Raw genomic sequence first — 12,291 nt, 5'->3', positions numbered from 1 at the left:
CAACGGCACCGGCTGCCACAACAGCAGATCCAGAAACGGAAGTTGAACAGGCCGTGGCTGATCTGGTCCACGTTCGTGGGCAGGCGCTCCGGGATGATGATTCCGCAGCCTTGGAGGGGGTTTACACCCCAGAGTCACCGGCCCTGGAGGCGGATCGGCATACGTTGGATCAGCTGGAAGCCGATCCCGCCACGGGTCACCATGCCTTCTCCGACTTGAGCATGGAGGTCAAACCGGGGAGCACGCAGGTGACGGAGGCAACCGCAACCTCAGCCCGGGTGAGAACCGCCGTTGATGCCCAGGGGCTGCCAGCCGGCCAGACGACGTCGCAAGAAATCGAGGCCACCGTGGTCAAGACCCAGGGCGGGTGGCGTCTGGAAACAGTGAAACCGCGGTGAACAGCATTCAGGCAATGCCGTTCACCGCGGTCGGTGATGTGTGACCTTCTGGCCACGGACACATCAGGATGCGGGTCTCACCACATGACGGCCACAATCATGGCGATCAGGGCGGTGCCGCCCGTGCCGTGAGCCAAACCCGTGGAGACGGCCTCGCCCTTGCGCTGCTTGCGCCATCCGATCAGGGCGGCAATGAACACACCCAGTGCCAGCAGCAGCTTGACACCGATCTTGGCGTGGTTGACCACGATGTCCGGGTTGAACTCGTTGAGCGTCACCAGCAACAGACCGGAGACCAGCATGGCGATCGAAGCACCGAACTGCCATCCAGTGACAGTGGGCTTCCGGAAGGTGGCGATCCAGGTGCCGATGATGACGGCGGCACCGAATAGGTGAACCAGAACAAGCAGAGAATGCACAAAATCCATGCTGCGAGCCTACTAAAGAGCTCCCTGCCGCCGCGGTGGTTGCCAGGGATACCCGGTGAGGGGTATGCCACAACAGGCAATCTGCACCGGGCGCGGCTTCCTCCAACGAAGACGAAGGGTTGGGGTTCCACGTGCTTGGCACGTGAAACCCCACCCCTTCACCACGGTGGTCACCGACTACAGCGGCTGGTCGTGTGAGTTGCACCCGGAGGGCAACTCACACGGCGTCACAGCTCCAGCGCACCCTCAAAGCGGCCCTCTTCCAGGCGTGCCTTCATGGTCTGCAGGAAGCGACCGGCGTCGGCACCGTCCACGATCCGGTGATCGTAGGTCAGGGACAGGTAGCACATGTGGCGAATGGCGATCACGTCATTGCCATCGGCGTCCTGGATGACCATGGGGCGCTTCACGATCGTGCCCGTGCCCAGGATGGCAACCTGGGGCTGGTTGATGATCGGGGTGTCGAACAGTGCGCCAAAGGAACCGATGTTGGTGATGGTGAACGTGCCACCGGTCAACTCATCGGGGCCAATGGAGCCGTCCTTGGCGCGGGCACCCAGGTCAGCGATCGAGGAAGCCAGCCCGGGCAGCTGCATGTCGCCGGCGTTGCGGATCACGGGAACCAAGAGGCCGCGCGGCGTGTCCACGGCAATGGCCAGGTCCTCGGAGCCGTTGTAGACGATCTCCTTCTGATCTTCCTTGAAGGTGCAGTTCAGGGCGGGGTTGGCCTTCAAAGCCTCCGCCACGGCCTGAGCGAAGAACGGCAGGAAAGTCAGCTTGGCGCCGTGCTTCTCCTGGAAGCCGTTCTTTGCCTTGTTGCGCAGAGAAGCCACGCGGGTCATGTCCACCTCGGTGACCTGCGTCAGCTGAGCGGACTCCTGCAGGGACTCGCGCATGCGCTTGGCAATGGTCATCCGAATGCGCGGAGCCTTCTCCGTGGTACCTCGCTTGTCCGAAACGGGGAGGATGGTGGTGGGCTCGCCGTTGTCCGCCACCGGGGTGAAGGAGGACTTGCCGGAACCGGAGGACGCCGGAGCGGACTCGGCAGCGGCCAGCACGTCCTGCTTGCGGATACGTCCACCCACACCAGTGCCCTTGACAGAGCCCAGGTCAACGCCCTTGTCCTTGGCCAGCTTGCGCACCAAGGGAGTCACGTAGGCGCTGCCAGAATCCCCTGAGGACTCGGCCGCTGCACCGCCAGAAGTACCGGTGGACTCTTCAGCCTTCTTGGGGGCTTCGGCCTTCTCCGGTGCTGCTTCATTCTGGGAGTCGTCCTTGGCTGATTCCTTGGTCTCGGAAGAGGCCTTCTTGTCTGCGGCCTCGTCCGTGGCCTCCGGGGTGGAGGAGGACGTTGCGGCGTCCTCGATCTCCTCGGCGGAGTCAGCGGAATCACCGGAGTCGGCAGATTCTGCAGATTCGGCCGAGTCCTCAGATTCAGCAGAATCCTGGGAGTCCTGGGAGTCATCCGAGGAGCCCGCGGCGTCGGCGTCACCGATCAAGGCCAGAACCTGGCCGACCTCGGCGTCCTCGTCCTCCTGGACCTTGATCTCCAGCAGGGTGCCCGCCACGGGGGAGGGAACCTCGGTGTCGACCTTGTCGGTGGAGACCTCCAGGAGGGGCTCGTCCACCTCAACCTCTTCGCCGACTTCCTTGAGCCAACGGGTCACGGTGCCCTCGGTCACGGACTCACCCAAGGCGGGCAGAGTGACCTCCGTACCGGAACCACCCGAGGACTTCTTGGGAGCGGACTCGGCGTCCTTGTCCTGGGCCGGTTCCTCGGACTGGTCAAAGCCTCCGGACTCATCGTCGGAGTCCTGGGACTCGTCCGTAGCTTCTTCTTCTGCGGAATCCTCCGAGCTGGAATCCGAGTCGGAATCACCGGATCCGGAACCGTCTCCGATGACCACCAGAGGTGCGCCCACCTCAACGTCTTCGTCTTCTTCGACCAGGATCTTCTCGATCACACCGGCCACGGGAGAGGGGACCTCGGTGTCCACCTTGTCCGTTGAAACTTCAACCAGGGGTTCGTCGACGGCGACTTCGTCGCCGACTTCCTTGAGCCAACGGGTCACGGTGCCTTCGGTGACGGATTCACCGAGGGCCGGAAGGTTCACGGTTTCTGACATTGTCTGACCGTCTCTTTCTTCTGTGCGCTGATGACAGCTTGTGCGTGGTGTCTGGAGGGCGAAGGTGTCGCTGATCGGTGTGGCCCGGCCCGGGACGGACCGGGCCACACCGGATGATCAGCCGTGCAGGGGAGTGCCTGCCAAGGCCATGGCAGCTTCGCCGATGGCTTCGTTCTGAGTCGGGTGGGCGTGGATGAAGGCCGCCAGGTCCTCGGGGTAGGCCTCCCAGTTGACGATCAACTGGCCTTCGCCGATCTGCTCGGAGATTCGCTTGCCGATGGCGTGGAAGCCGATGATGGGGCCGTCCTTCTCCCGGACCAGCTTGACGATGCCGCCGGTGCCCAGGATGGAGGACTTTCCGTTGCCCAGCAGGTTGTACTCGAAGGTCTGGACGTTTTCCTTGCCGAACTTCTCCTCAGCCTTGGGCTGGGTGTAGCCCACAGAGGAAATCTCCGGTTCGGTGAAGGTCACCTTGGGAATGTTGACGTCCTCAACGGTCACCGGGTTCAGGCCAGCGATCTCTTCGGCCACGAATCGGCCCTGCTGGTAACCGCGGTGAGCCAGCTGCACGCCGGGAACGATGTCGCCGATCGCGTAGATGTTGCCCACACCGGTGTGCAGACGATCGTTGGGGGTCACAAAGCCGCGATCCATGGGGATGCCAACTTCCTCGTAACCCATCTCAGCGGTGTTGGGCCCGCGGCCCACGGCCACGAGCACGACGTCGGCCTCGAAGACCTTGCCGTCAGCCAGAGTGACCTTGGCGCCGTTCTCGTCCTGCTCCACCTTCTCGAAGAAGGTGCCCAAGTTGGACTTGATGCCCTTCTTTTTGAATTCCTTCTCCAGGATCTTGATGATCGCGGGGTCCTCGTTCGGAACCAAGTGGTCCAGGCCTTCAATGACCGTGACCTCCACACCGAAGGAGTTCCACATGGAGGCGAACTCGCAACCGATCACGCCACCGCCCAGAACGATCGCGGACTTGGGCGTCCAGTCGATTTCCAGTGCCTCGGTGGAGGTCATGATCCGGTCACGGATCTCGATGCCCATGGTCTTGGACACGGAACCGGAAGCCAGGACGATGTGCTTGCCGGTGTAGGTGGTGCCGTTGGCCTCAATGGTGTTCTCACCGGTGAGCTTGCCGAAACCATCCACCACGGTGATCTTCTTGGACTTCAACAAGCCCTGGAGCCCCTTGAACTTCCCAGCCACGATGCCGTTCTTGTAGTCACGCACAGCACCCATGTCCACGGAGTCCACGGACAGCTTCACGCCGTACTTCTCTGACTCCTTGGCATCCGCCAAGAGCTCGGCGGAGTGCAGGTAGGCCTTGGTGGGGATGCAACCCCAGTGGAGGCAGGTGCCACCCACCTTGCTCTTTTCGAACAGGGCCACGGTGTAACCCAGCTGCACGGCGCGAAGTGCTGCCGCGTAACCGGCGCTGCCGCCGCCCAGTACCAGAATGTCGAATTCGTTCTCCGCCACGGATGATGCTCCCTTGCTCATTGATCCTCTAGCGACGCCTCCATGCGGGCCGCGCCAGGCTCACTGTGGTTCAGGCCCACTCTAGTCAAGCGAACTGTTCCTCAGCCACACGAGCCGGGCGCGGCGTCCTGGCTTACGTCACACAGGCCGGCCTGCCACCAGCTCGATTGCGGCAAACATGGTGCGGACGCCAAAGCCCGTGCCTTGCTTTGGGGTGTAGCCCCACGGCTTGGACTCGTTGAAGGAGGGACCGGCGATGTCCAGGTGTGCCCAGGGGCCCACCGGCTCGATGGCCGATTCCTCAGCGGACTCCTCGGCACCGGCGAATTCTTTGAGGAACAGACCGGCCGAGAGCATCCCGCCGTTTCGGTCGCCGATGTTCTTGATGTCCGCCACGTCCGAATCCAGCGAAGCCCGCAGGTGGTGGGGCAGCGGCATGGGCCACAGATCCTCACCCGAGGCCACAGATGCGGCCAGAACGGTCTCCACGGCGTCGTCGTCGCCCATGACCCCGGCGGTCTGGGCGCCCAGGGCCACCATCTGGGCCCCGGTCAGCGTTGCGATGTCCAGCAGCAACCCGGGATCCTCCTCGCGCGCTGCCACCAGGCCGTCGGCCAGAACCAGTCGGCCTTCAGCATCCGTGTTGAGCACCTCCACGGTGCGCCCACCACGGATGGTGATGACATCGCCTGGGCGCGTTGCCGTGGATGACGGCATGTTCTCGGCCAGACACAACCACCCGGTCACGGACACGGGCAGTTCAGCTTCGGCTGCGGCGAACACAGTGGCCAGAACGGCGGCGGCGCCTGCCATGTCGGACTTCATGGTCATCATGGAGTTGGCCGGCTTCAAGGACAATCCACCGGAGTCGAAGGTGATGCCCTTGCCCACCAGTCCCACGGACTCCACCGGCTTCTTGGGCTCCCACCCGATGCGCACCAGGCGTGGCGGGCGTGAAGCGCCCTGACCCACACCGATCAGCCCACCGAATCCGCCCTGCTCCAGCTCGGATTCATCCAGGACCTCCACGGAAACGCGGCCCGCCGCCTGTCCTGCAAGGTCCTGGGCCAGCTGTGCCACGGAGGCCGGGTACACGGTGTCCGGGGAAAGCGTCACCAGAATCCTGGCACGGGCCACGGCGCGGCCCAGGATCTCTGCCCGGGCCAAGGCCGTGCTCACGGCCTTGGCGTCCAGACCAGCGGTGAGCAGGGTGGCCTTGGCCAACGGAGCGCCCACCGTGTGGGCGGACTTCCCCTTCTGTGCGGCAAAGGAGTAAGCGCCGAGCGTGATCCCTTCCGCAACCGCTGCGGCCTCCTCAACGGTTTCCACGGGCAGGGCGAAGACTGCGTGTTCAGTCTTGGTCAAAGCGCGGGTGGCTGCACCGGCTGCACGGCGCAGCCCCTCAGCGGCCGAGTTGGCTTCATGACCTTTGCCCAAGCCGGTCAGCACAATCACGGGCCACGGGGAACCCTTGGGTGCTGCGATCTTGCGGACATCGTCCACCGCGCCCGTGGCGCCCACCGCCACGGCTTGCTCCTGGAGGTTCTCCGGCAGGGCCTTGGCATCGGACGGAAGGACGACTGACGGGCCCTCCGCTGTCTTGGCGACGGCGATGACCACGGCATGTGCAGTGTTCTTGCTGAGCTTCTTGTCCGTGGCGGAGACGGCCACGGACTGAGCTGGGAGCAACTGCAGCAGCGTGGGGGCTTCCGGAGTGGTGTTCTGGGACGGGCGGGCGGTGCGGCGTCGCGGTGTGGCCGATGAACGGGGCATGTGATCTCTGCCTTCCTTGTGAGGTGTGGCGGTGATGGCGCCACCGACAAGCGATTCTTGGGACGTAGTGGAGATGCTATCTGTGTCCTCGGACACCACATTGGGTTGAACTCGGGCTGTTCGCCCCCAGCAGGGGTTCAGTGGTGCGTCGTCGTCTCCGGTGATGGCTCCACCAATGGGCCCCGACGCGGGTGCACCGGTGGGCGCACAGGGGAATCACGCTGGGGAATAAGGTGCCGGCCGTCCACCGTTGACTGTGCCTGGGCCGGTGGGTCCGTGGCGCCGTCACGGTGCGCTCACGGATACGGTGCTGCGCCCGCGTAGAGTTTCCAGAACCTTCACATCCAGGAGCGAACCGTGGTTGATCCTTCCGAGTTGTACTTGGGCAATCCCAGCCTGCTGGATGACCCGCGCCTTCACGGGGCACCGTTGATCATTTCCCTGTCCGGGTATGCGGAGGGCGGCCAGATCAGCGATCAGATCCGCGAGACACTGCTGGAATCCCTGCCCCATGACGTCCTGGCCCGGTTCGACCCCGACCAGCTGCGGGATTACCGCGCCCGGCGGCCCCATGTGCGGTTCGTGGAGGACCACTTTGAGCGTGTGGACACTCCGGAACTGACCCTCTACGGACTCACCGATCCCCTGGGACGGCACTTCAGCCTGTTGACCGGGCCGGAGCCTGACTTGCAGTGGAACCGTTTCATGGACGCCGTGGTGGATCTTGCCCAGCGCTTGGACACATCGATCGTGATGAACGTGACCGGTATTCCCATGCCCGTGCCGCACACCCGGCCGTTCCTGGTCTCCGTGCACGGAACACGAACCGATCTGGTGGCCCAGAATCACAACCAACGTCCAGTGGCCGAGATGAGTTCTTCCATGGCTCAGCAGCTGGAGATCCGTTTCGGTGAGCTGGGGCTGGACACCATTGGGTTCACGGTGCACGTGCCGCAGTACTTGGCCGATGCCCGCCTTCCGCAGATCACTGTGACAGCTTTTGAGCACGTGGCTGCTGCCACCGGCCTCACCCTGCCCACAGACGTTCTGCGCGACGCCGGGGCGGATGTGATTCAGCGCATCGAGGAGCAGGTCTCCGGGGCCCCGGAGGTGCAGGCCGTGATCGAATCCATGGAGAACCGCTACGACGAGGTCGTGGAGGACACAGGTCAACGGTCCCTGTTGGCAGGAGATGAATCCGAACTGCCGGATGCTGACGAGATCGGTGCGGCAGTGGAGGCCTTCCTGGCCAATCAGCCCGAGGAAGACTGAGCACGGGCATGACCACTGACATCACGGGTGTCAGCGCGCCGTGACGTCACCGCAACGCGGATACCGTCGCGATTCCCCCACGGCCTACCTGATCATGGCCGTGGGCATCCTGGCCTACTTTGTGGCCGTCGCTCAGCGGACCTCCTTCGGGGTGGCCTCCCTGGAGGCAGCTGACCGGTTCCAGGCCACGGCTTCCCAGTTGTCCCTGTTCACCATGCTCCAGGTATTTGTCTACGCCGGACTGCAGATTCCGGTGGGAGTTCTGGTGGACAGGTTCGGTTCCAAGGCCATGGTGGCCACCGGGGCCGTGCTGATGGCGGTGGGCCAAGTGGTGCTTGCCTTGGCCGAGTCCTTGGGCTGGGGCGTGGTGGGCCGTGTGCTGGTGGGTGCAGGGGATGCGGCCACGTTCATCTGTGTGCTCAGGGTCATCCCGGCGTGGTTCTCACTGTCTCGAGCTGCCTTCATGACCATGGTGGTGGGTACGGCGGGCAACCTTGGGCAGCTGTTGTCCGTGGTTCCGTTCAGCGCGCTGCTGGGCTGGGCCGGTTGGACTCCGGCTCTGCTGTCCATGGCTGCCTTGTCCGTGGTGACTGCTGCTCTGGTGACGGCATTTCTACGCGACAGTCCCAAGGGCAATGGTGGGGCCAACCGGTCGCTGGCGATCGCACGTACGCGCGCCGCGGTTGTGAAGAGCCTGCGCGAACCGGCCACAGCCCTTGCGTTCTGGGTGCATTTCTCCGTCCAGTTCATCGGCACGGTTTTTGCGCTGATGTGGGGTTACCCCTATTTGCAGAATGCCCAAGGGATGTCTGCGGGACAGGCCGGCTTTGTCATGACGTTCTTTGTGCTCACCAATCTCCTGGTGGGCTTGAGCATCGGTGGCTGGGTGGCTAGGCGGCCTCACCGACGGGTTCGGCTCTCCTTCATGGTCATGGGCGCAGGATTCTCCGCATGGGGTGTGCTGATTCTGTGGCCCGGCACCGCTCCGTTCGTGGTGGTGCTGGTGGCGGTGGTGGCCATTGCCATGAGCCTGCCGGCCTCCATGGTGGCGTTCAACATCATCCAGTCGTTCACGCCCAGACGCCGGATCGGGACTGCAACGGGGATCACCAACGTGGGTGGGTTCGTGGCGTCTTTGGTGGCCATCTACCTGATCGGCCTGACCTTGGACCTCCAGATGCAGTGGGGCTGGGTGACGGATGCCTACGCACCGGAGGCGTTCCGGGTTGCCATGGCCATGCAGCTGGTGGTGGCCACAGTGGGTGTGGTGGGAATGTCGATCAGTGTGCGTCGGGTGAGGGCACGGTACGGTCCCCGGTCAGTGTGAATTGATGGGCCTCACGACTCCACAGGCTCGGATCCGCGGCCTGTGGTGTCGGCAGTTGTCCACAGATCTCTGAGACCGAACCCATTGCCTGCGCTCACCGGGCACCGTGGAGTCATGAGCAACCATTCCAGTCGCCGCAGCGCCCGCCGCAGCGCCCGCCGCGCCGCACGTACGCGTCACACATCCGCCGGAGAAGCCCGGGGCCACACGGCCTCACGGCGTCGTCGTCGGTCCACAGAAGCCGAAGATCCCTTCCGACCCGTGGCACGGACCGCAGCCGATGTGCTGGCGATCATTCCGCACACCCTGGGATTTTGGCCGCAGGATTCCGTGGCCGTCCTCACCACGACGACGGATTCGGTGGGCCCCTGTTTGCGCGTGGAACTTCCAAGTGTCCAGGAGCTGGAGGATGCGCAGTTCCTGGCCTCATGGACCACCGTGATGGCGGGTTTCCTGGAGTACGACTCGGTGGGGACCTCCATGTTTGTTGCGGTCTACACCGGCGATCCCTCGGTCAACGATGTGGAGAGCACTGACGATGCCCAGGCCACTGAGGCAGCCCAATACGTGGCCCAGCTGGTGGTGCGCGCGATCACCGAAGCCGGAGCGTTGTCCGGACACGACCTTCAGGACGCCTGGTGTCTGCAGGGCACCCAGTGGTGGCCTGTGGCCATGCCATCGGTTGTGGAGGACGCGGAACTGATCCGCAACAGTGCCATCTACGCTGCTTTGGTTTGCGACGGAAGCGTGGTGGAAACCGATCCTGCTGCGGGACTTGGAACTTGGGATCACCCATCCGGATGGACCACAGCTTTCAGCGGTGGCGCCTCGGATTCCCGGCAGGCCCATCCCGACTCCTGGGAGGCTGGCCCCGACTCGTGGAAGGCTGGCCCCGACCCCTGGGAAGATCACCCGGACGTCTGGGAGACCCCAGCGGAGTCGACGCAGGTGCAGACAGGGTCGGCAGACACCCCCTGGTCGCAAGGGGGGGACGATGACCCACTGGCGGAATATGCCTGGCGGATCGGCTACTTGGAGCGCTGGAACCACGTGCTGTCCTCCTTCCAGGACGGTGCACCGTCCACACCCGGCGACAGCCAGGAACTGACCGAACTCATGTTGGGATGTGTGGACCCCAGGGGCCTGGATCTGTTGCTGGCCATGGCTCTCACAGGGGAGATCGAGATCGCACGCCAGGCTTGTGCGCAGTGGGAATCGAATCCTCTGGAGCAGGACAACCACGCACTGCTGAAAGTTGCGCAGGTCATCCTGGGGGAGTGGGAGGGCCAGCCGGACTGGGGCACGGTGGACCGATTCGATCACGTCGTGCAGCGACTCATTTCCATGGTGGCCTCCATCTCCGGGGCCACCGGTGTCAACCCACTTCCCACGGTGGAGGCTTCTCTGTGGTTGGCACGCGCTCACGTTGAGCGCTTCCGCGCTCGCGGTTCCCGGACGCAACTGTGCCTGGCCAGGGCTGAAAACCTCGCTCCATGGCACCCGGGAATCGAGCGCCTGCGTCAATTGTGTGCTGTGAGCCCTGTGCCGCAATGGGCCACCCAACGCGCCACAGCCTGGCACCGGAGCGGGACCTGAAGACTTTCCTCAGAAAAATCACGGATCGGGGAACAAGACACACCGAGTCTTGGTTGCAAGCACCTGAAGACCCTTCATGGAACGGGGGCGAGCTATGATCGCCGTCGGGACTTGACAGGGTCATAGGTGTTATGGCCGGAAGTCACAACACCGCGTCGAGCAACGAAAGGTTCCCAGTGTCACCAGCTGTCACGAACAAGACGACTGCATCCGCCGAGCCCGATGAAGGTACGGACGTGGAGCAGGCGTCGTCGGGCACCACCAGTGCAGGCAAGTCCAATGCCAAGAAGAGCACTGCTGCCAAGAAGACCGCCGCGGCCAAGAAGAGCACTGCTGCCAAGAAGACCACCGCCAGCAAGGCGACTGCAGCCAAGAGGACCACCGCCACCAAGTCAACGGCAAAGCAGTCCACGGCAAAGGACACGGCCGCGGAGAGCACGGCAGAGTCGGGTGCAGAGGAGTCGGAGGTCGCTGCTCCTGCCACCAAGACCGCCCGCACCACGGCCAAGACCGCAGCAAAGTCCGCTTCCACCAAGAAGAAGGCCACTGGCGCTCGCGGGGGTAAGAAGGCGGCGGCTGCTGCCGATGATGAGGACCTGGACTCGGAGGAGGACAACTTCACCGAGGACGACTCCATCGCCGATGACAGCTCGGACGACGTGGACTCCGCCGACGACGCTGAGGATGCCGAGGACCTTGAGGACACCGTGGTGGCTCCGGAAGACGCGGAGAACGCCAAGTCCGGAACCGAGGTTGTTGCCAAGCCCACCGGCAAGACCACAGCATCCCAGGAAGCCGCCCGCGGTTTTGTGCTCTCCACCAATGACGACGACGACGCTCCTGCCCAGCAGGTGGTCTCCGCCGGTGCCACCGCTGACCCCGTCAAGGACTACCTCAAGCAGATCGGCAAGGTTGCGCTGCTCAACGCAGAGCAGGAAGTTGACCTTGCTCTGCGCATTGAGGCCGGCCTGTTCGCCGAGCACAAGTACAAGGACGACGCCGACTCACTGACCCGGGAGCAGAAGAAGGAACTGCGCTGGGTCATCCATGACGGCAAGCGGGCCAAGAACCACTTGTTGGAGGCCAACCTCCGCCTGGTGGTCTCCCTGGCCAAGCGCTACACCGGTCGCGGAATGCTGTTCCTGGATTTGATCCAGGAGGGCAACCTGGGTCTGATCCGTGCCGTGGAGAAGTTCGACTACACCAAGGGCTTCAAGTTCTCCACCTACGCCACCTGGTGGATTCGTCAGGCCATCACCCGTGCCATGGCGGATCAGGCACGTACCATCCGCATCCCCGTGCACATGGTGGAGGTCATCAACAAGCTGGCTCGTGTGCAGCGCCAGATGCTGCAGGATCTTGGCCGGGAACCCACCCCGGAGGAGCTGGCCCAGGAGCTGGACATGACCCCGGAGAAGGTGGTTGAGGTCCAGAAGTACGGCCGCGAGCCCATCTCCCTGCACACCCCGCTGGGTGAGGACGGGGACTCCGAGTTCGGTGACCTGATCGAGGACTCAGAGGCCGTTGTCCCGGCTGATGCCGTGAGCTTCACGCTGCTGCAAGAGCAGTTGCACTCCGTGCTGGACACCCTCTCCGAGCGGGAAGCCGGCGTGGTGGCCATGCGCTTTGGCCTCACCGATGGTCAGCCCAAGACCCTTGATGAGATCGGCAAGGTCTACGGTGTGACTCGCGAGCGCATTCGGCAGATAGAGTCCAAGACCATGTCCAAGCTGCGCCACCCGTCCCGTTCACAGGTTCTGCGCGACTACCTGGACTGATTCTTTCCGGAAGAGTTCTCCCAAGGAGGGCCGCCGCCGTGATTGTCACGGTGAGCGGCCCTCGTTACCTTTTCCGCGGCGCCTGGATCGTCCAGGATGAGCAGGTGC

At 63.8% G+C, this 12,291-nt stretch carries 9 protein-coding genes; 5 read left to right on the top strand and 4 right to left on the bottom strand.

Features of this window, described 5'->3' with window-relative positions; genetic code table 11:
• Window positions 1-398: hypothetical protein (locus L979_RS11835; protein ID WP_047692411.1), on the top strand; the 398-nt coding region annotated here is incomplete at its 5' end.
• A 77-nt stretch (window positions 399-475) separates the two neighbouring features.
• On the opposite strand, the gene L979_RS11830 is transcribed toward L979_RS11835, so the two are convergent.
• The 4 genes from L979_RS11830 to L979_RS11815 all read right to left on the bottom strand — a co-directional run bounded on the left by L979_RS11830 (window position 476) and on the right by L979_RS11815 (window position 6,210).
• Window positions 476-826 (bottom strand): hypothetical protein, encoded by a 351-nt coding sequence (locus L979_RS11830; protein WP_047692410.1) that lies wholly within the window; start codon window positions 824-826, stop codon window positions 476-478.
• Between the two features lie 227 nt (window positions 827-1,053).
• A complete protein-coding gene (gene sucB / locus L979_RS11825) occupies window positions 1,054-2,952 on the bottom strand; it encodes a 2-oxoglutarate dehydrogenase, E2 component, dihydrolipoamide succinyltransferase (protein WP_047692409.1) in 1,899 nt (632 codons plus the stop codon).
• Window positions 2,953-3,069: 117 nt separating this feature from the next.
• Entirely contained in the window at window positions 3,070-4,458 is a 1,389-nt protein-coding gene (lpdA, locus tag L979_RS11820; RefSeq protein ID WP_052209855.1) for a dihydrolipoyl dehydrogenase, read from the bottom strand.
• Between the two features lie 117 nt (window positions 4,459-4,575).
• A complete protein-coding gene (locus tag L979_RS11815) occupies window positions 4,576-6,210 on the bottom strand; it encodes a leucyl aminopeptidase (protein WP_081994433.1) in 1,635 nt (544 codons plus the stop codon).
• 357 nt (window positions 6,211-6,567) lie between these two features.
• On the opposite strand from L979_RS11815, the gene L979_RS11810 reads away from it, so the two are divergent.
• From L979_RS11810 to L979_RS11795, 4 genes are all read left to right on the top strand, one after another.
• Entirely contained in the window at window positions 6,568-7,482 is a 915-nt protein-coding gene (locus tag L979_RS11810; protein WP_047692408.1) for a PAC2 family protein, read from the top strand.
• 40 nt (window positions 7,483-7,522) lie between these two features.
• A complete protein-coding gene (locus L979_RS11805; RefSeq protein ID WP_052209854.1) occupies window positions 7,523-8,809 on the top strand; it encodes a nitrate/nitrite transporter in 1,287 nt (428 codons plus the stop codon).
• Window positions 8,810-8,923: 114 nt separating this feature from the next.
• Window positions 8,924-10,405 carry a DUF4192 family protein gene (locus tag L979_RS11800; RefSeq protein WP_081994431.1) on the top strand — a complete coding sequence of 494 codons (1,482 nt, stop codon included), beginning with the start codon at window positions 8,924-8,926 and terminating at the stop codon, window positions 10,403-10,405.
• A 176-nt stretch (window positions 10,406-10,581) separates the two neighbouring features.
• A complete protein-coding gene (locus L979_RS11795) occupies window positions 10,582-12,183 on the top strand; it encodes an RNA polymerase sigma factor (RefSeq protein WP_047692406.1) in 1,602 nt (533 codons plus the stop codon).
• Window positions 12,184-12,291: the final 108 nt, after the last annotated feature.

It is taken from the genome of Kocuria sp. ZOR0020, assembly GCF_000800955.1.
Lineage (GTDB): Bacteria > Actinomycetota > Actinomycetes > Actinomycetales > Micrococcaceae > Kocuria > Kocuria subflava.
This window is presented reverse-complemented; position numbering and strand designations above follow the sequence as displayed.

What these genes read in the sequence shown, in the direction of transcription:
- sucB (WP_047692409.1), bottom strand. Translation starts at nt 2,952, where the DNA reads ATGTCAGAAACCGTGAACCTTCCGGCCCTCGGTGAATCCGTCACCGAA.
- lpdA (WP_052209855.1), bottom strand. Translation starts at nt 4,458, where the DNA reads ATGAGCAAGGGAGCATCATCCGTGGCGGAGAACGAATTCGACATTCTG.
- L979_RS11800 (WP_081994431.1), top strand. Translation starts at nt 8,924, where the DNA reads ATGAGCAACCATTCCAGTCGCCGCAGCGCCCGCCGCAGCGCCCGCCGC.
- L979_RS11815 (WP_081994433.1), bottom strand. Translation starts at nt 6,210, where the DNA reads ATGCCCCGTTCATCGGCCACACCGCGACGCCGCACCGCCCGCCCGTCC.
- L979_RS11830 (WP_047692410.1), bottom strand. Translation starts at nt 826, where the DNA reads ATGGATTTTGTGCATTCTCTGCTTGTTCTGGTTCACCTATTCGGTGCC.